This window comes from Agrobacterium sp. NPDC089420, from assembly GCF_044900305.1.
In the GTDB taxonomy this organism is placed as follows: Bacteria; Pseudomonadota; Alphaproteobacteria; order Rhizobiales; family Rhizobiaceae; genus Agrobacterium.
The window spans coordinates 1-18,669 of sequence record NZ_JBJDMY010000037.1 but is presented as its reverse complement, the minus strand read 5'-3'; the positions used below and the strand labels follow the sequence as shown (position 1 = coordinate 18,669).

Below are 18,669 nucleotides of genomic sequence, written 5' to 3'. Positions count from 1 at the left end.
TGCATGGCGAAAGCTCGAAAGCCAGCCTTGGCGCATCATGTCCATCGGACGAAGAGAATGGGCGAATGAGTTTTGATCAGCGAGGCGGCGTATTATACGGCAAGGGAGACCAGGCTGTTTGCCCAGGCGCTCAATCTGACACCCTGCTTCACCCCTGTCGCAAGCCCCCAGTCGAACGGCATGTCCGAGGCATTCGTGAAAACTCTGAAACGGGATTACATCCGCATCTCGGCCCTACCGGACGCCGCAACGGCGCTCCGACTTATCGACGGATGGATCGAGGACTACAACGAAATCCATCCCCATTCCGCCCTCAAGATGGCTTCCCCTCGGCAGTTCATCAGGGCTAAATCAAACTAGCCGATCTGTCCGCTGAAACGGGGAGCACTCCACCATAGACCTGGAAGTTCTCATTGAACACCCGGCGTATCTCGATCCTCAGGCCGATATCGCTGCGGGCGCGCATCGACAGGCGATCCACATCCAAGCGCTTTGCGACGTTCTCGTAATAGGTTGATGGGGCAATCGGCAAAAGCCTGCAGATCGGCTCGACCCCGAAGACGCTACGGTGTTCGTCGATGAACGAGATCATCGTTTGAAGGGGCGGTCGAGCTCCGCCATCGCAAAATAAGCAGACGCCTTGCGCAAAATCTCGTTGGCCTGACGAAGCTCGCGGTTCTCCCGCTCAAGAGCCTTCATCTTCTCGGCTGCGTCGCTCGGCAAGCCTGCTCGTTTGCCGCTGTCGACCTCGGCCTTCTTCACCCATTCATGCAGAGTGGCTGGCGAGCAACCGATCTTGCCCGCAATAGATGAAACGGCTGCCCACCGCGACGGGTGCTCTGCCTCGTGATCCAGCACCATACGGATTGCGCGTTGGCGGACTTCAGGTGAAAACTTGTTCGTTGTCTTGCTCATATCGGCTCCACTCTCTCAGAAGTTGGAGCCTCCCGCAAAGCCGGTGCGGTTCATACTGATATCCGCTATGAGGTTATTATCTGTTACAGATTCATGCGATACCGAGTCCTTTGTACCGAGGACCCACTCAGCGCGAATCTGGCCATTTGCAGCTTTCATGTCAATTCGGTTCCAGATGGAGTGCTCTTTGCGAGGCAGACGGCGCCGTTTTTTGACCTCGACAACGAAGGTTTTCTTTTCAGGCTTCATGGGGCTCCGGTAGAAAAGTCGGTTGTCTGTAGAGGCAGCAGGTGTTGTTATTTACAGCACTCTGTCAATATCTGGCTCAGGAAAACGGGTGTTCGGCCCGGTTGCACATGCCAGTAGTGATAGTAGCTGTGATGCAGAATTCAATAGGTCCCAATCGCGTAATTATCGGACGGAAGGCGTGCGACCCCTACTCTCGCTTCCCACAAAACGATGTAGATTTCGCGTCATTTCCCTTCCTGATGTGATAACTCTGAAAAAGTGTATTCGACGTTCCGTCGGTGACAATCATCGGTGATTAGGGAGTTGGCCCGTCCTTGAAAATAGATCAGCGAACGACACGTGCGCTCAATCGGCGTCTGATCCTCAACTTACTGCGTCGCGAGGGGCCAGCGAGTCGCGCGGATATTGCTTCCGTCACTGGCTTAAGCCCGGCGGCTGTCACATTTGTGGTGTCTGATTTGATTGCCGAGGGCTATCTCATCGAAGGGGAAACGCAGCGCGGAACAACGGGACGGCGGCCCATCCCTCTCGAAATCAACTATTCAAGCCATTTTGCCATTGGTATCAAGATGAATGTCGGAAGCCTGGAATGTGTATTGACTGACCTCTCGACGGCCGTTCTTTCCACATTAACGGTCAACTGCAAGTCTTCGGCACCAGAGGCCGTTCTAGACGCCGCCGAGCGTGCGGTTTCGATGCTTCAGCGTATGGTGCCGGAAACTGAAGGCAGGCTCATAGGGATTGGTTTTTCTATGCCAGCGACAATTGACACTGAGCAGGGCATCTGTGTTCAAAGCCACCGTTTTCTCTGGGATAACGTGCCTTTAGGGAAGCTTTTACAGCAGCGTGTGGATGCTCCGGTCTGGATGGAGGATGATACTCTGGCCTTCGCGCTGGCGCAGCACCTGTTCGGTCTGGGTCGGCACCACAAGGTGTTCACGGCACTTGCCCTCGGCGTCGGTATCGGTTGCGCCACCGTCAGCAACGGCGTCGTCCAGCGCGGAGCCTTCGGTCGGGCAGGCAAGCTCGGCCACATTGTTCACGATCCGACCGGCCCTTTATGCGAGTGTGGGCGGAAGGGATGCCTGCAAGCATTTTATTCGGAGCCGGCGATCGTTGAACTATGGAGAAAAGAGAGAAATCTCGATTCTCGCGCTGATCGCTATGCGATGAAGGAGGCGGCGCTCCAGGGCGATGCCGTGGCCCGGAAAATTCTCCAGTCTGCCGGCGAGGCGATTGGCTGGCATCTGGCAGATGTTGTTAATATTGTCGATCCCGAGATTATCGTCGTTGGCGCCGAAGCTGTCGCTTTCGGCGACCTGCTGTTCGACCCGATGCGCAAGAGCCTGAGCGAACGATGTTATGAGGGGCGCGCACCTGCCATCGTTCCCGACGAGCGGGATAACTTCTGGAGCTCGGGCGCCGCGGCGCTTGCAACACAGGCGCTTTTCAATTTTGAAGCAGGCGGCACGACACAGGCGCTCCAGGAATAAAAAGAGGCGATGAAGATGGATATCTTCATCGCCAGTTGGTCTTCGGGGAGTTTATGGTTCCTGATCCGTGGGTCGTCAGTCGAGGGCGATAACCAGGCAGCCATAGGGGTCGAGCCTGTAAGTTCCGGAGACTGCTCCAGCTGTCAGAAGATCTTCTCCGCCCGGTAGCCCTGTAATGGTTGCCTCCGTTTCCAGCGTGTTGATCACGAAAAGCAGTCGATTTTGCTCCGATGTGCGAAGGGCGACCTCGACGCCCTCCGGCAATACGGGCACAAGTGGTATTGCGCCAGCCTGAACGAGTACCTGCTGCTCCAACTGTTCGACCAACTCCTGCGTCAAATAGGTTGCTACGTAAACGACCTGGCCTTGGCCCACACGACGGCGTGTGATGGCAGGTTCGCCGGCCAGGAATCGGTTCGACCAGCGCGCAAGGACCTCAACACCCTCTGTGATTTCTATCTGTTCATAGAGATGCTCGGCCTCCAGGATATGGCCGTTAAAGTCGAGCGTATATTTCCGTTCCGCAGATGAGGAGGCAGGTACTTCGGGGGGAAGATAGAGCCCTGCCTCGATGCCGTTCCGTTGGAACAGACCGCTACCGTTTTTTGCAGTCAATCGCCCAAACTCCACGACCTTGACGCCGCAAAGCCTCGCCAAAGCTCCCCCAGGCGCCTGCTCCCGGATGATATGATTGTTGACGTCACGCGTGCCGGTCATGGCACCCACAATCAATGTGCCGCCTGCTTGCACAAAAGCTTCCAGCCGCGGCGTCCATTCGGGTTGCCACATTACCCAATGAGGGACATAAAACACCTTCAATCGCGATAGGTCATCTTCTGGGTGGACAAAACCGCAGGCGATCCCTTTTATGTAGCAGTGATGGTGCAGGACGGTTGCATCGTCTTGCGGAGAGGGTAAGCCGATCGGGTAAGTCCGGTGAGCCTCCTGATTGTCGAAATCAGCCCCTGCTATGCCGACATCGATATGCACCGATGTGCCAAGCAGCTTGTCCTTAATCTTATGAATATCGGCGGCAAACAGCTTTGCCTCTTCAAAGCGTCGGCGTGGTACATCATCATGATCAACGAGGCCCATCCAGTAGATTTCCGCGCCGAAATGGGCTGGTCGCCAGCGAAAGAACATCAGGCCGTCGGCGCCGCGTGCAACGGAAGACAAAGCCATGCGGCGCATTTCGCCGGGCTCGGGATTCATAGTGGTGAACGAAGGCTGGCTGCCGAGCCCCGATGCCTGTTCAGGCACCACGAAGTTCCCACTGTGGCTGCGGCAGACATCCAGTTGCAGCGCCTGTGTTGCGGCATGCCCATTGGTACGCCGGAATTCGTCGTACAGCATCGGATAGATATCAAAGCCGATAAAATCGAGATCCTGGCCGAATTTTCCGCGAAAATCGATATCTTGCAGATTCCCTAGATTGTGAAAGATAAACCAGTTGGAATTTTCCGCGCGCAGGATTTCGATCTGATCGTGTTGGAAAGCCGCGGTCGCCGACGCAAGGAAGCGGTGATAGTCCTGCACGTGGCCAGGGCTCAGATAAGATGGAGCCATCGGCAAGGGTAGGACAATCTGATCGAAATTGTCATAGGCCGTAGCCCAAAAGTTGCCGCCCCAGGCAAAATTTAGGTCGCCGATTGATCGGTATTGGTGCCTCAAATAGTTGCGGAAAGCTAGCGCTGCAGAATCCGAGTAGCTCTCCGATACGGTGGTGTTGAGCTCATTGTCCGTTTGCCAACCGACCACATGAGGATTGTCCTTATAATGGTGGGCCATCGCCTCGGTGATACGGCGACTGTGGTGCCGCAGGACGGGGCTTGTCGTGTCGCCATGCTGGCGAGAGCCGTGGCTTGCACGCCGGCCATTGCGATCGACACGCAACACTTCGGGGTAGTTCATCGTCAGCCAGCGAGGGGGGGTGGCCGTTGGGGTGCAGAGAATGGTTTTGATGCCGACCTTGCCGAGAACATCGATCGCGCGATCGAATAGGTCGAAATCGAATTTCCCTTCGAACGGTTCCCATATGTGCCAGGCAAATTCGCCCATCCGCGCCACATTGAACCCCGCCGCTTTCATGCGCTCGGCATCCCGCTGCCAATAGGCCTCGTCCACATGTTCAGGATAGTGCGGAACTCCAAGAAGAAAATCGTCGAGATTGATCGGCCGCCACGCGGAAAGTGGCGCTGATGGTTTTCGTTTCATGTCTTGAAAATCTCCGATTACGTCAGTTCGCCTTCAAAGGCTTGGGAGGAGTAAGTGTGCGGCCGTCGGGCCCGAAAAGATAAGTGTCTGCGAGGGCGAAACCGATGCGAACGGTTTCATCGGTACGAAGGGGTTCGATGCCGGCCATTTGAACCGTCACATTTTGAGTGCCCGTATCCGATCCGGTTGTCTTCAGAGGAGTTGCATCGGCATAAAGGACCGTCTCTCGACCGAGATGCTCGACAAGTCTCACTCGCGCATCGAAAGAGATGCTGGATACTTGGTTGTGGACGAGACGCTCGGGCCTTATCCCGAGGGTAGCTACGTCACCTACCTCCAGTCCGTCCGTTATAACCCCGTCAAGCGTCAATTGCGGCAGGCCGTCTACGCTCAAGGTGACAGTGTCGGCAAGGGTCGCCGTGATCTTGCCCTGGAAGAAATTCATTCGAGGCGCTCCGAGAAAGCCCGCAACAAAGATGTTTTTCGGGTTGGTATAGAGCTCGAGCGGAGACCCTACCTGTTCGATACGTCCTTTGTTCAACACGACAATCCGTGTCGCCATGGTCATCGCCTCGACTTGGTCGTGCGTGACATAGATCATTGTTGAACCTAGTCGGGCATGGAGCGTCGAAAGCTCGACGCGCATTTGAGTGCGTAACGCGGCATCGAGGTTGGAAAGTGGTTCGTCAAACAGGAAAACTTCCGGCGAGCGTGTGATTGCCCGACCGATAGCGACACGTTGACGTTGACCTCCGGAGAGTTGTTTTGGCAATTTATCGAGTTGTTCGGTAATGCGCAGAATTTCGGCGGCACGGCGTACTGCTGTATCGATCTCCGTCTTCGGCCGCTTTGCCATGCGCAACCCGAAACCCATGTTTTCCGCAACGGTCATATGCGGATAAAGGGCATAGGATTGAAAGACCATCGCAATGCCGCGATTGCCGGGTTCCTCTCCTGTTACGTCGCGGCCGCTAATCATCAGCTTCCCGCTCGTTACGGTTTCCAGCCCAGCGATGGTCTTAAGAAGAGTGGACTTTCCGCAACCCGAAGGTCCGACCATGACGATGAATTCGCCTTTGTCGATGGATAGATTGATGCCCTTCAGAGCGTGGAAGCCGGTATAATGCTTTTCGATGTTTTCGAGTATGACGCTGCTCATGTGCCAGCCCCCGGTAGTTTGAAATTGAAGCCAGTTCGAAAGTGGGTGATCATCCCTTGACGGCTCCCATGGTAAGGCCTGAGACGAAATGTTTCTGCATCAGGAAGAACATCGCTACCGGTGGTATTGCGACGAAAATCGTGGCGGCGGAGACAATGTTCCACTGGGATACCCACTCTCCCTTAAGGTTGGAGAGGCCGGCAGTCACGGGCTTCACCGCATCACTCTGCGTCAACACGATGGCCCAGAAGTAATCATTCCAGACGAACGTAAAGACCAGAATGGCAAGAGCCGCTAATGCCGGCCTGACGAGTGGTACAACAATATGGATGAGAACTTGCCAGGGAGAAGCGCCTTCAGCGCGGGCCGCTTGAAACAGCTCGGTTGGAAGAGCTGCGATGAAGTTGCGCATGAACAGCGTTGCAAATCCTGTTTGAAACGCGACGTGAAAAGCAATCAGGGCAAAAAATGTGTCGTATAAGCCCGTTGAGACCATCAGGTCCCGGATCGGGAGCATCATGATCTGTTGAGGTAAGAAGTTTCCTCCCACAAACAGAACAAATATCGCCATCGAGCCTGGGAAGCGGTAACGCGATAAAACGAAACCGGTCATGGTCGAAAGCACCAGGATTGCGACAACGGACGGAACCGTGATGATGAGGCTGTTGATGAAATATTGCGTCATCTTCGTTTGTTGGAAGACTGCAACATAGTTCTCCACGAGATTGAACTGGGTTGGCCAACCCCAATAGTTGCCCGCCATGACGTCATCGAAAGAGCGAAAGGATGTCATGATGATCGCAAAGAGAGGTAGGAGCCACAGCAGCAGGATAAGGAAAACCATTGCCATATAGGCAAGGCGTGCTAGCGGTCTCGTCTCAGGGATAGGACGGGGGTACATGGGTTACGCCCCTTTCTCGGCCTTGATGAGGCCGCGCAGATACCAGGCGATAAACACCGCCATGATGAGGAAAAGAACCGTGGCTATGGCGGCGCCATAACCGAAGCGATAGGAGAAGATCGATTGTTCGTACATTTGGTAGGCTAGTACGGTCGATGAGCCAAAAGGGCCACCGGCGGTCATAACGGAAATGATATCGAAGGATCTCAGCGCGCCAACAAGCGTAATAGCGACGGCGATGAATGCAACTTGCGTGAGCTGAGGCAGAACGACATGTCTCAGCATGTTCCAGCCTCGCGCACCGTCCACCCGACCGGCCCCGATCAGTTCTTCATCGAGATTGTTAAGGCCCGCAAGAAACAAGACCATACAAAAAGCGATCTGTGGCCAAAGCGCTGCGCCTATGACGGCAAACGTAACCAGATTTTCATCCGAAAGCAGGGCAGGGGGTTGCAACCCCAAGGCCTGATAAAGGATGGCCAACAGCCCGAAGGTCGGATCATAAAACCAGTTGAAGATTACGCCAACGGTGACCGCTGCGAGAACGAGCGGCATGAAAAACATTGACTTGAAGAAACGCATGCCGGCGATTTTCTGGTTTACAAGCAATGCGATAGCTAGGCCAGCAGGTGGCGCCAAGAGGAACATGGCAAGCCATATCACGTTGTTTTTCAACGATGTATAGAATTGTGGATCGTCGATCAGTTCCGCATAATTTGCAAGACCTACCCACGTCCTCGGACCCATGCCGTCCCACTCGAAGAAAGATATCCAGAATGTTTCGAACGAGGATGCGATAATGATGACGAAGAAGAGGATCAGGCCGGGCGCCAGAAGCAGTGCCGGCGTCAGCCAGTTACGATGCCGGCACCACCATATGTTCATGGAAATATCCTTGAGGTTTCAATAGGCGCATCGCGCCCGTCAGTAAATGTTCTGATCAGCCGTGAATGCGCGCGCGCGCTCGCTCTATCTGGGCGAGGATATTGTCGCGACGTTCCGGTCTGACCATAAATTCCTGAAAGCCCTTCAAGCCGGCCTGCGCCAGATCGGGATCGCTGTCACGGTCATAATATTGCGCGGTGCCTTTAACCGTTTTCATGGCATCGACTGCCATCTTCAGGATTGGATCGTTGCCGATCGGGCAATCGCTGCGCGCTGGAACATTTCCCTCGGGAGCAAGATAAGTAGAAAGGTTTTCAGGCTTGTAGAAATAGGCCAGAAACTCACGCCCGACGTCCTTGTTTTTGGCACCGGACGGAATATGAATGGAATCAACCGAGAAATCCTCGTACTGCTCCAGTCCGGATTTGATTTCGGGAAACGGCAGGAAGCGGACTTGCGACAGGTCTTCTGCCGGGAACGCGTATTTGATGAAGTTGCCGAGATCCATCATGGCAGCCTTTTTCTGGACCAGCGCCGCGGCCGCTGGATCCCATGCGAAGGATGTACTGTTGGGAGTGAAGAAATCGGCCTTGATCAACGCTTCCCAGCGATCAAAAACATCCTTCAGGGAGCCGTCCGTGTATTTGATCTTGCCGGCCATCAAATCCATATGATGCTGCAAGCCGTTTATGCGCAGATTCATGTGGTCGAACCATCCGCCGCAGGGCCACTGGTCTTTTGTACCGATACTCATCGGGACGATCCCTCCAGCCCTTGATTTCTGCGCGAGCGTGAAGAAATCGTCGAATGTCTTGGGCGGCGTGAGGCCATGTTGATCGAATGTGTCCTGCCGGTAGAAAAGCCCCCACAAAATGCCGCCGGTGGGCAGACCGTATTGCTTTCCGCCAACGGTCACCGAGCCAAGAGTGTGGGCGATCACATCGGCATAATTCTCTCGGACGACGAGATCGGAGATATCGTCGAAAAGGCCGCGATCAACGAAGGATCGCATGCGACTGCCGGAAAACCAGAAGCAGATGTCAGGTGGGCTGGTGACAAGGTAGTTGCGGATAGCGGTCTTGTGCGCCTCATGGTCCATGTTGTTCACGGACACTGTCACGCCTGCCTCTTTGCCGAAGGCTGACGCAATGGTCTCTAGTGCCTTGCGCTGATCGGCATTTCCGCGATTGGATATGATCGTCAATTGTCTGGTCTGTGCGATAGCTGGCGTAGTGAGCGCCGTCGCAGCCAAGATTGAACCCGTTGTTGCAAGAAAATTGCGCCGTGACATGTGCGTCCGGCCGTTCAAAAATATCATAGCTGATCTCCTCCGTCAGTTCCCATCCGACGGGCCACAACAATCACAATGGTGACTATTGGTCAAGAGTTAATTTATTAAATAAAATAATTGTAGCACCAAGTTCTCGTACGCAGGCCGCGAGCCCGGCCATTATGGGGTTGAGTAGCAGCGGAGCAGAAAACCTACACAAGCCGCCCGCGGTAAGACAGGCGGGGCCGCCGAGACGGCAGACCGCATTGGGGTGATGGAAAGCGGAATGGCGGCTTTCATGGCGCATGCGAGCTATACAGACTGAATAGCCCCGAGTTTGGTAGACACCCCTCGGGTTAAATTTTCTTCTGCTTCTCGAACTCGACCGGAGACAGCATTCCGTTTCTGACGTGTTTGCGTTTCGGGTTGTAGAACATCTCGATGTAATCGAACACGTCCTGGCGAGCTTCATCGCGTGAACGGTAAACCTTGCGGCATATCCGCTCTCGCTTCAGAAGGTTGAAGAAGCTCTCGGCCACTGCGTTGTCATGGCAGTTGCCGCGTCGGCTCATCGAGTGAACCAGATTGTGGTTCTTGAGGAACGAGGCCCAGTCCATGCTGGTGAACTGCGAACCCTGATCCGAATGAATCAGCACCTTGTTCTTCGGCTTGCGCCTCCACACAGCAATGAGCAGAGCCTGCAACACGACGTCGGTGGTTTGGCGGTTCTGCATTGCCCAGCCGATCACCCGGCGGGAATAGAGATCGATGACGACGGCCAGATACGCAAAGCCCTCGCAGGTCCGGATATAGGTGATGTCCGTGACCCACGCCGTGTCCGGAGCCGCTACATCAAACTGCCGGTCGAGCGAGTTATCGACGACGACGGAAGGCTTGCCGCCGTAGATGCCGGGGCGGCGTTTGTAGCCAATCTGCGCCTTTATCCCAGCGAGCCGGGTCAGACGCGCAACCCGGTTCGGGCAGCAGACCTCTCCCTGATCGAGAAGGTCGTCGTGCAGCTTGCGATAACCGTAAACCTTGCCGCTCTCTTCCCACGCCTTCAGGAGCAGATCGGTCTGTCGCTTGTCCTCGCTGGCTCGTCTGCTCAGCGGGTTATTCAGCCATGTGTAAAATCCACTCGGATGAACCCGCAAAAGGCGGCACATCGTCCGCACAGAGAACTGCAAGCGATGCAGGGCAATGAATGCGTATTTCACTTTGCATCCCTGGCGAAATACGCGGCCGCTTTTTTTAGGATGTCTCGCTCCTCGATAACGCGAGCCAATTCCCTCTTCAGCCGTCTGATCTCTTCGGCTTCGTCGTTGCCCTTGGCGTTCGAGGCCGCAAACTTCTTTTTCCACTCGTACAAAGAATGCTGGCTCACCCCCAGCCGCTGCGAAACCTCCGCAACCGGATAGCCTCGCTCCGTGATCTGACGCACTGCGTCACGCTTAAACTCTTCGCTGAAATTCGATTTGCTCATGATGCTCTTCTTGCCTCAAAATTAGGAAAGAAGGCGTCTACAAATCTCGGGGCTATTCAGACGTCCGGTTTCAGCTGACGGCCATTCGAAAACCAAAGTCGGCGTGCTGATCGAGGCACGCCGACCACTGCATTTACTCTGTTAAGGGCGCAGTCGCTTGGGTGTGCGGCTCAACAGCGTAACCTCCCTGATACTCGCAGCGTTGAGCAGGAGCATCAGGATGCGGCCAAGTCCTACGCCCATGCCACCATGCGGGGGGCAGCCGAAGCAGAAGAAATCGAGGTAGTCGGACAGGCTGTCGAGCCGCATTCCGCTTTCCTGCGCCTGAGCCACCAGACGATTATGGCGGTGCTCGCGTTGCGCCCCAGTCGTGATCTCCAGCCCGCGCCAGAGCAGGTCGAAACCTTTGGTAAGGTCGGGACGATCCTCGTGGCGCATATGGTAGAAGGCGCGACCACTGGCGGGATAGTCAGTAATGAAGACGAACTCATGGTCTGTTTCGGCAGCTATGTGTTCGCATAGCAGGCGCTCGCCTTCGGCATCGAGATCATCGTGGCGGGCTGGGACATGGCCGAGCCGAGCAAGAATGGCGAGTGCTTCGGAAAAGGTAGCCTTGGGAAACGGTAACGACGGCGGAGTGATGCTGACGCCGTAAAGTGCCTCGATCTGGGGGCCATGAACCTCGACCACGGTGCCTATGGCATGGGCAAGCCAGCGTTCTTCAAACGCCATCAATTCGTGATGGTCTTCGATCCAGCCCATCTCCATGTCGATGGAGGTGAACTCGGTTTCGTGCCGCGAGGTGAACGACGGCTCAGCGCGAAACACCGGGCCGATCTCGAACACCCTTTCCATGCCACCGGCGATTGCCATCTGCTTGTAAAATTGTGGCGACTGAGCCAGGAAAGCTTTGGTGTCAAAATATTTGACAGCAAACACTTCAGCGCCGGATTCGCTGGCTGTTCCCATAAGTTTGGGCGAATGAATTTCGCAAAAGCCGTTCTGCTGCCAAAAGGCCCGCATTGCCGCTTCCAGCGTCGTCTGCACGGCAAAGACCAATTGTTGTCCAGGATAGCGCAGGCTGACCTGGCGGTGGTCCATCCATTTGTCCGGGCCGGAATCATACGCGATGGGTAGTTGGGGATCGGCCAATCCGCAGATCTCGACGCTTTCGATCAAGATTTCGAGACCGCCTAGCTTGACGGAAGGAGCAGCCACGACAGTGCCGATGACGATCACCGCGCTTTCAGGCGTCAGTGCGTCGAGAGCGCCGGTGAGGGCTGTATTGTCTTTGCTTTGAGTGAGTTGAACCTTGCCGGTCGGGTCACGCAGGACGATGAAGCGCATACGCTTCTGATTGCGAATGGCTTCGACAAACCCCTGCAGCTTTACGCGATGCCCGATGCACTGGGACAGCTCGGCAATAAAAGATCGGCTTAAGGATGAAAAAGGGGACATGACTTTCTCCGGGGATGAAAGCAGGATCGGAGAAGCCAACACCTTCAGCCCTTCCGAAACCGGCAGGGCTGTGGTGATCAACAAGCTACGCTATAACGCGCGCACGCCATCCACGACCCCGAAAGGGGTCATTATTATTGACGGCAATGTTACGTTGCATGCTCATGACTGAAGTTTATACACAAGGATGGAGCAGTGTAAACAGTCAACGCTGTTGAGGTCTGCTTTCGAGCGCATCCTCGGGGCCTCGAATGACCGAAATGGGGGTCGGTTCCTGTCGTCCCGGCCTCTCCAACAAACCCCGGTTTGATATGTTGATGTGGAGCCAATCGCAAAGTCGTTGGAAAAGCCGCCGAATTTCATAAATACCCGTGCAGAAACCTATCGCCGATAAACTCCTTCCGTCTAAGTTAATGTGAATCGGGGGAGCGCCAATGCTGATTGGTTATATGCGGGTTTTGACCAGCGAGCAGAATCTTGACCTTCAACGTGATGGGCTGGAGAAAGCCGGGTGCGAGGTCACGTGGTGACTGCTTCCAAACGTTTCAGTTTGGAGGTGGACATTGTTAAATTTGAAAGGTTCATGTTATTCGTTTCGAGATGGTGGCAGCATAAGGCCGGGCGGAGACCTAGAGAATACGGTGAGCTTTTGCCTTTAATCTTCATCATCTCTGTGAGTGGGAGCGAGTTAAAAAAGGAAATGAGAATGAGGTGGTTGTCGCCGGCAGCGCTCTGGGTTCTGTTTGGACCGGTTTTGACAACGTTCTTGCTGAGCTTGATGGTATTGGGGTTTGCTTCCTTGTCGTTTCTCCTCCCTTTCGCCCTTGGGTATTATTGTGTTTCACTTCTGCTTTGGTGGGCGGCTTTTCACGAGGGTGTACTACCTTCCCCGGTTGCTAGGTGGGAGGTTTCTTGGCAAAACGAACTTATGACGACCAACGGGAAGCTTCTTCGGTTTCAGTATGAGAAAACGCGCTTTCCTTTTTTTTCAAGGTTGAAGAAATCACAAGTCGAACGGGCATGGGCGCCCAACACACGGAATGAAAAGCTGGGCGAACCCTTTAACAACATTTAGGACTGAGCTGGGAGCTATTTGATCTGTCGCCTTGCTGCTACGGGCAAGGTGCTCGTCATATCCATAACTGAATTTATTCAAAATTGGGTAACAGCAATTCAAGATCCGCCGCTACTTTCTCCGGCATGGCGTCCCATAACGTTTTTTCGGCGGGATGCCTCGCTGGGTGAAAACGTTCTTGAAAAAGCAATCGTTGCGATTGACAAAGTAATCGATCTGGGGGGCAGTCGAAGATGAGCGACTTACTCGGCAATTCCAATAATGTGAGTGCAATCCAGTTCAGGCAGTAACATCGTCCCAGACCTTCCCGCCTTCAGCATCTGCGTAAGCAAGGTCCCGGGGAAAGCAACGCCGAACTTCTGTGAAAAGCCGCTCCTGTTTCGATGAAACTGCGCGCCGAGATCGTTCCGGGAGCGAGCTGCGTTAACGGGACAATCTTTTACTGTCGGCACGTCTTTTCTCAACCTCGAGATAGCTAACTAGCCGAAGCGATATCGCGGTTCAAACTGGGACTTGTACCCATGCTCCTCAGCACTCTCTGAAAAGCTACGGTCGAGTCTTGAAAAGGTCGTCATACTGAGGTTATACGCATCCAATTCCGGTTTTGTGGCATGATCGATCGTGTCTATGGTGAAATCTTTGCCACGAATACTCCATCTCCAACATTCGGTCCCATTGCGTCGTGACGAATGGTATTCAATGTTGAAATCGAATGCAGCGTACTGGCTTAAACAGAGAGCTCGAATCTACTGACATGACAAAAAAAGCATACCTGTCAGATCCCCGACTTACCGGGATGATGAAAATTACGGATATCATTATGGGACCTCGCCCTATCATCCGAGTTGCGGAGACGTGGTTCCATGTCCAGGGTGGCGGGCAGCTTGCGGATCGCGGCCGCATTGGCGGAATTGAAATTCTTGAGGTCAAGAACGCTGAAAAAGGAGAGGTCGATCATTTCGTTACCTCACTCGAGGGTGTAGATATTGGGCAAGACCTTTCATTTGCGGTAGATGCTGAATTTCGTTCTATGAACAGCAGACTTCACACTGCTGGACATCTTTTGGCGGCAATAGTCGAAGAGAATTGTCCTGGTACTCGCGCGGTCTCTGGGCATCACTGGCCCGGGGAATGTCGAGTGGAATTCGAGATCGAGGGTGGTCAATATCTCAGCATAAATGGAGATGAAATAGCGGCGTTGGTGAACCAGGCGATTTCCGATGACTTGCCGGTTGCGATTGAAGGAGATCCGTATGCCGCCAGAGCCTGCCGGATATCTTTGTATCGACCGATACCGTGCGGGGGGACGCATGTCCGCTCAACAGGCGCGATAGGTTCGTTGGAGGTCAGAGGTATCAAGCAAAAGAGCGGGAAGTTAAAGATAGGATACAACATTCAGACGGAAAAGAGTTGAGTTGGCCTATAAGGTCTGGTTTCGCCCCTTCTAAAGGCGTCTTAGCGCCGCCGCTCTGCCTCTAAAATTGGATTTTTTACGTTGCACACGCGCGCTTTATCTCGGCAAACATCGTCTGAAACGTTTTGCGGAGGGTGTTGCGAATTGACTTGAAATCTGCTGCGTCGTCTGATCTCGGGACAGAAAAGCAACGATATACAATAGGCAACTTTACGTTGATCGAGCGTATGGTTACGGCATCTCGATTGGCGCTGAAATATCCGAATGGTTCAACAATCGCACAACAATCGGTTTGCTCCACGATACGATACAAGAAGTCTGATCTTGTACTTCGATACCTGACGTTCGGTTTCGCGCCGCACCTTTTAAGCGCCACGTCGATCTGATTGAATACCCCCTCAGGTCCCTCTCCTTTGGCGAGAGGAACATCGTGCAGGTCAAAAAGTGAGATAGACGGCCGAGACGCAAGCGGATGTTTTCGTGATAGCGCCACGACGAGTTCAGCTTCTAAAAGTATGTGCGTTTCCAGCAGCGGGTCGCGAACGACGTCCGATGTGACACATAAAAAATCTGGCTTTTCTGCTAGGAACTTGGAGACCTCGTGGTTTTCGATAGTAAGAACGTGGTATTCTCTCGCGGGGGCCGTTGGACATGCCAATGCTTGGGGTAATACCGTTGCGGACAACACTGGAATGGTGGCTATGCTTAGCGGGCGCTCAAGATTGCGAGATAATTTTGCCACTGCTTCATCTACGCTTTGCAGTGCAGCGTATTTCTGCTTTACGATCTCCAGCAGCTCAGTAGCTCTTGCGTTCGGAAAGATACGCCCCTGCCTTCTATTGAACAACTCCAACCCGATCTCGTCTTCCATCTCTCTGATCAATCGCGAGACAGTTGGCTGTGATACGCGAAGCGCCCGCGCAGCCGCAGAGACCGAACCCGTCGTCATTGCGAAATAGAAGGCGTCCAGATACGATTGTTTGATCATGTGCCCCTTTATAGCGTTAGCGTGCTCCGTTGAAACTGCTTGAGAACTCATCGGAATCTTTTCAGTATATTTCTCTAACTCAATAGTTATGCCAAGGCGACACATTCTATCTCTATGTCGAAAGGCACCGGCCAGAAGGCAATAAGCACGAATGTCCGAGAGGGGGCTGTTTATAAAAGCTGACCATACACGTCGTTGATAGCATTCTGGTATCCCGAATTTACTGCATAATGCGGAGCCATAAGAAGTCTAGCAAGGCCTGAATCTGCCGCCTTCAAGCTATGTTCAGGCGCTTCCAGGCAAGCGTGAGTCTGCTCAATGATATCACCCCGGATCAGTCCTCAAGTCTTAGTGTGCAAAGGCGGTAAGCCCAGGCAGAACCATGCCGTTCCTTTGGTCACTCCGAGAGTGGCGTCCCTATTTTCCTGATGCCTGAGATAACGGCGGAACGTCGAGACCTCTTTTCCCATTCATGTCATTAAACTGTATCAGGTTTCGAGGCGCGCGTATTGATTTACGAGTTTTCGATACACAGCTTCGGCATCATGGATTTGTTGCACTTCACAGTACTCGTCCGTTTGGTGGGCTTGGGCGGGCGCACCGGGTCCAAGAATAATTGTCGGAGGGGAACCCGCACCAGGCGCCAGTGCAGCCGCATCGGTCCCGTAAGGTGCGCCCGTCAACACAATCTCACGCCCGAAGGTTTCAAAGAGAATGCGAGACGCCATAGTGACGAATGAATCGTGAGCGGCAGTTTCTATACTCGCCATGTCAACGATTACCTCCAGTTCTGCCTGTTCATCTAGACATTCGCGTATTCTGTCGAGTAATTGCGCGTTTGTCTCCGCAGGCACAGTACGAGCGCACAAACTGAATTCTGCCCGATCCGGAACGATGTTGATCATTGTGCCGGCATTGATCATGCTCACCGTAATGGTGGATTCTCCCAGCAGTTCACTTCTGTGAGGTGACTTCCGCAGGTCTAGAACGCGAGTAATCGCTTCCATAGCCTTCTCGATCGCATTCACACCGAGATGAGGCATTGAAGTATGGGCAGCCGTTCCTTTTACAGTCACGGCAACCCGCAAACATCCTTTGTGACCGATCAAAATTTCATTGCCGGTAGGTTCAGCGACGACAAGCCCGCCAAGATGGGGAAGAGCGCCTCGCTTTGCAAGATCGTAGGCACCAAAGAGCCCTGTCTCTTCTCCCGCGGTGACGATCAGGACGACATCTTCGAGAAGCTCTCCTTTTTGGCACAGATCAGCTACTGCGAAGGAGAAGGCAGCCACGCCGGATTTCATATCGCAGGAGCCCCTACCGTAGAGCTTTCCATCTCGTACCTCCGCACCAAACGGATCGGTCGTCCAGGGGGTTGTGCCGATTGGAACCACATCGAGATGGCCCGTAAATCCGAGTGGAAGCCGCGATCGGCGAGAGCCCCGGGCAACCGCAACAAAACTGGTACGTCCCGGTGCGAATTCATATTCATCGACCGTCAACCCTGCATCTCGTAGATATGCAGAGAGGAATGCTGCGCATCTTTCTTCGGTTTCATGAACAATATCAGAGGGAAATTCGATCAGTCGCTGGGCGAGTTCAAGGCTGTTTTTGGGCATGGCATACTCAATGTTCAAACAGGTGGGCGATAAGCGTGGCACCAAGGAAGGAGCCAACGGCAGCAGTCAGCGAGACTACGACAATCCGCCAGCTCAGCCTTTTGAGGGCGCCAAGTTCATCCGCCACAGCCAATCCAACATAGGCGAGTGCAGGCGTAGCAAACGCTAGAGGGTGTATTTGGGCAGTCCAGGCGGCTATTTGTGCGCTGTACGGATGGAAGGGGGCTGTTGCGACCATTCCGATAAGGGAGGCGATACATATCGCCGGCAACTTGAATGGTAGAACTGCCACAGCACGGTCAGCAATCAATGTGATCCCGGCGATTACCAAGAAGCCAGCTATCGCGACTTCCGGTTGAACTCCATAGCCGAGCCAGTTTCCGATCAGAAGAATCATCGCGCCTGAAATAATCAGTGCCACAACTTTTCCGCTGAAAGAGATGAAAGGGTTATGATTGAAGGTGAATACCGGGGCATCGCCAGACGCGACAGGATTGCTTACGCCTTCAATATTTCGACCGATAATCGGCTCAAGTTTGCCGTACAACCAAATGGCTACTGGCAGAGAAATAAAGAGCGTGAAATAGGTACCCAGTACTGTCGTAATGAGATTTGCAGCTGCGGCAACCGCCATGACCTTGTCTGCTGTCGCCTTGTCCAAACCGGAATTGATGGATGCGGTGATTGCTGCCAGCATGCTCGCGGAACCGACACCGGCTCCCATCGCTAACGCGATCGGATCGAAAAAACCGAGAGAGACAATTATAGAAGCAAAGAGCGCCATGAACGGTGCACCAATTGTAGAACCGGTAAGATACTCACCAATGATTCCACGTCCCTCGGGCGAGTCCAGACCGTAACGGTCAGCAATGATGGCGATATTTGGCTCCCGGCCCACGGAGAAGGTAGCTCCGATAGCTTCGCGCTTGATGCCGAGAAATAGCGCTAGGGGAAGTGCAAATACAATCGTTCCGAAGAAGTGGCCGAACTCCTGGAAAGCAAGCGCCCAACCCATAGACTTGATCGCGGGAAGCTGCGGTCCGATCATCAACCCCAGTTTCGTTATGAAGCCCAGAAGCACGATTTGGCCAAACGCAGGAGAAAGCGCCTTTGCAGGCCGGTCGAGCGCGAATTCGGCGACGCCGCGGGACGCAATTAAGGTTAGCATGAGTGCTAGGCACAACGCCCATACCATCGGAAGAATGCTCATTTTCAAGCCAAATGCCTGAAGAGTGGTTGTTCCGATTGACTGGGCGATCAATGCGATAACCGCCACGCAAACGTGAGCGCGCCATCCTAGAAAAACCGGACTGGGACGTGCTTGTTCTTGAATTGATGTCATATCTATTCCCCTTTTTTATCTGATTTTTATGCTCCTGCGAGTCATGGGCTGGAAGTCTATTAAATTGAAATCTTGGTATTCAGAAAATGAATAGGGTGTTCTGCAAGTTTGATCTTGCCCCCAAGTTTTATCCAGTTTTGAGTTTGCTCCAGCGGTTTTGGGTTGCTGTATTTAGGGCGGTAGCGGCGGGTTGCGGTGCGGAGC

At 53.8% G+C, this 18,669-nt stretch carries 13 protein-coding genes, 2 pseudogenes and 1 other annotated feature; of the genes and pseudogenes, 3 read left to right on the top strand and 12 right to left on the bottom strand.

The annotated features are described in order from the left end of the window. Window positions 1–93: 93 nt before the first annotated feature. A pseudogene (locus ACI2KA_RS26160) lies at window positions 94–360 on the top strand (integrase core domain-containing protein); the annotation flags it as partial. Between the two features lie 31 nt (window positions 361–391). Here ACI2KA_RS26160 and ACI2KA_RS26155 read toward each other — a convergent pair. Then, window positions 392–915 (bottom strand): annotated as a pseudogene (locus ACI2KA_RS26155) (transposase); the annotation flags it as partial. Beyond that, window positions 518–634: a sequence feature (AL1L pseudoknot), on the bottom strand. (Overlaps the previous pseudogene by 117 nt.) A 15-nt stretch (window positions 916–930) precedes the next feature. Beyond that, a complete protein-coding gene (locus ACI2KA_RS26150; protein WP_404505362.1) occupies window positions 931–1,164 on the bottom strand; it encodes a hypothetical protein in 234 nt (77 codons plus the stop codon). Window positions 1,165–1,478: 314 nt separating this feature from the next. On the opposite strand from ACI2KA_RS26150, the gene ACI2KA_RS26145 reads away from it, so the two are divergent. Continuing rightward, window positions 1,479–2,657 (top strand): ROK family protein, encoded by a 1,179-nt coding sequence (locus ACI2KA_RS26145; protein ID WP_404505361.1) that lies wholly within the window; start codon window positions 1,479–1,481, stop codon window positions 2,655–2,657. Window positions 2,658–2,732: 75 nt separating this feature from the next. Here ACI2KA_RS26145 and ACI2KA_RS26140 read toward each other — a convergent pair whose 3' ends face one another. The 7 genes from ACI2KA_RS26140 to aspS form a co-directional block, all read right to left on the bottom strand. Beyond that, window positions 2,733–4,871 (bottom strand): beta-galactosidase, encoded by a 2,139-nt coding sequence (locus ACI2KA_RS26140; RefSeq protein ID WP_404505360.1) that lies wholly within the window; start codon window positions 4,869–4,871, stop codon window positions 2,733–2,735. A 22-nt stretch (window positions 4,872–4,893) separates the two neighbouring features. Further along, window positions 4,894–6,030, bottom strand: coding sequence for an ABC transporter ATP-binding protein (locus ACI2KA_RS26135; protein WP_404505359.1), 1,137 nt, complete (start codon window positions 6,028–6,030; stop codon window positions 4,894–4,896). A 49-nt stretch (window positions 6,031–6,079) separates the two neighbouring features. Beyond that, window positions 6,080–6,931, bottom strand: coding sequence for a carbohydrate ABC transporter permease (locus ACI2KA_RS26130; RefSeq protein ID WP_404505358.1), 852 nt, complete (start codon window positions 6,929–6,931; stop codon window positions 6,080–6,082). Window positions 6,932–6,934: 3 nt separating this feature from the next. Next, entirely contained in the window at window positions 6,935–7,816 is an 882-nt protein-coding gene (locus tag ACI2KA_RS26125) for a carbohydrate ABC transporter permease (protein WP_404505357.1), read from the bottom strand. A 55-nt stretch (window positions 7,817–7,871) separates the two neighbouring features. After that, window positions 7,872–9,134, bottom strand: coding sequence for an ABC transporter substrate-binding protein (locus tag ACI2KA_RS26120; protein WP_404505356.1), 1,263 nt, complete (start codon window positions 9,132–9,134; stop codon window positions 7,872–7,874). Between the two features lie 308 nt (window positions 9,135–9,442). Beyond that, a protein-coding gene (locus ACI2KA_RS26115; protein ID WP_404505355.1) for an IS3 family transposase occupies window positions 9,443–10,569 on the bottom strand; the annotation gives its coding sequence in 2 pieces (ribosomal slippage) (window positions 9,443–10,341 and window positions 10,341–10,569; 1,128 coding nt in all). Window positions 10,570–10,710: 141 nt separating this feature from the next. Next, window positions 10,711–12,108 (bottom strand): aspartate--tRNA(Asn) ligase, encoded by a 1,398-nt coding sequence (aspS, locus tag ACI2KA_RS26110; protein ID WP_404505354.1) that lies wholly within the window; start codon window positions 12,106–12,108, stop codon window positions 10,711–10,713. 1,748 nt (window positions 12,109–13,856) lie between these two features. Between aspS and ACI2KA_RS26105 the strand changes: the two genes are divergently transcribed. Further along, a complete protein-coding gene (locus ACI2KA_RS26105; RefSeq protein ID WP_404505353.1) occupies window positions 13,857–14,516 on the top strand; it encodes a hypothetical protein in 660 nt (219 codons plus the stop codon). 76 nt (window positions 14,517–14,592) lie between these two features. Here the strand turns inward: ACI2KA_RS26105 and ACI2KA_RS26100 are convergent, their stop codons facing one another. The 3 genes from ACI2KA_RS26100 to ACI2KA_RS26090 all read right to left on the bottom strand — a co-directional run bounded on the left by ACI2KA_RS26100 (window position 14,593) and on the right by ACI2KA_RS26090 (window position 18,465). After that, entirely contained in the window at window positions 14,593–15,504 is a 912-nt protein-coding gene (locus tag ACI2KA_RS26100; RefSeq protein WP_404505352.1) for a LysR family transcriptional regulator, read from the bottom strand. A 488-nt stretch (window positions 15,505–15,992) separates the two neighbouring features. Next, window positions 15,993–17,123 carry a M20 family metallopeptidase gene (locus ACI2KA_RS26095; protein ID WP_404505351.1) on the bottom strand — a complete coding sequence of 377 codons (1,131 nt, stop codon included), beginning with the start codon at window positions 17,121–17,123 and terminating at the stop codon, window positions 15,993–15,995. 7 nt (window positions 17,124–17,130) lie between these two features. Beyond that, window positions 17,131–18,465 carry a DUF3100 domain-containing protein gene (locus ACI2KA_RS26090; protein WP_404505350.1) on the bottom strand — a complete coding sequence of 445 codons (1,335 nt, stop codon included), beginning with the start codon at window positions 18,463–18,465 and terminating at the stop codon, window positions 17,131–17,133. Between the last annotated feature and the right edge of the window lie 204 nt (window positions 18,466–18,669).

Excerpts from the sequence above, each read along its gene's own strand:
- ACI2KA_RS26150 (WP_404505362.1), bottom strand. The coding sequence starts at position 1,164 with ATGAAGCCTGAAAAGAAAACCTTCGTTGTCGAGGTCAAAAAACGGCGC.
- ACI2KA_RS26140 (WP_404505360.1), bottom strand. The coding sequence starts at position 4,871 with ATGAAACGAAAACCATCAGCGCCACTTTCCGCGTGGCGGCCGATCAAT.
- ACI2KA_RS26135 (WP_404505359.1), bottom strand. The coding sequence starts at position 6,030 with ATGAGCAGCGTCATACTCGAAAACATCGAAAAGCATTATACCGGCTTC.
- ACI2KA_RS26130 (WP_404505358.1), bottom strand. The coding sequence starts at position 6,931 with ATGTACCCCCGTCCTATCCCTGAGACGAGACCGCTAGCACGCCTTGCC.
- ACI2KA_RS26125 (WP_404505357.1), bottom strand. The coding sequence starts at position 7,816 with ATGAACATATGGTGGTGCCGGCATCGTAACTGGCTGACGCCGGCACTG.
- ACI2KA_RS26120 (WP_404505356.1), bottom strand. The coding sequence starts at position 9,134 with ATGATATTTTTGAACGGCCGGACGCACATGTCACGGCGCAATTTTCTT.
- ACI2KA_RS26105 (WP_404505353.1), top strand. The coding sequence starts at position 13,857 with ATGACAAAAAAAGCATACCTGTCAGATCCCCGACTTACCGGGATGATG.
- ACI2KA_RS26100 (WP_404505352.1), bottom strand. The coding sequence starts at position 15,504 with ATGATCAAACAATCGTATCTGGACGCCTTCTATTTCGCAATGACGACG.
- ACI2KA_RS26095 (WP_404505351.1), bottom strand. The coding sequence starts at position 17,123 with ATGCCCAAAAACAGCCTTGAACTCGCCCAGCGACTGATCGAATTTCCC.
- ACI2KA_RS26090 (WP_404505350.1), bottom strand. The coding sequence starts at position 18,465 with ATGACATCAATTCAAGAACAAGCACGTCCCAGTCCGGTTTTTCTAGGA.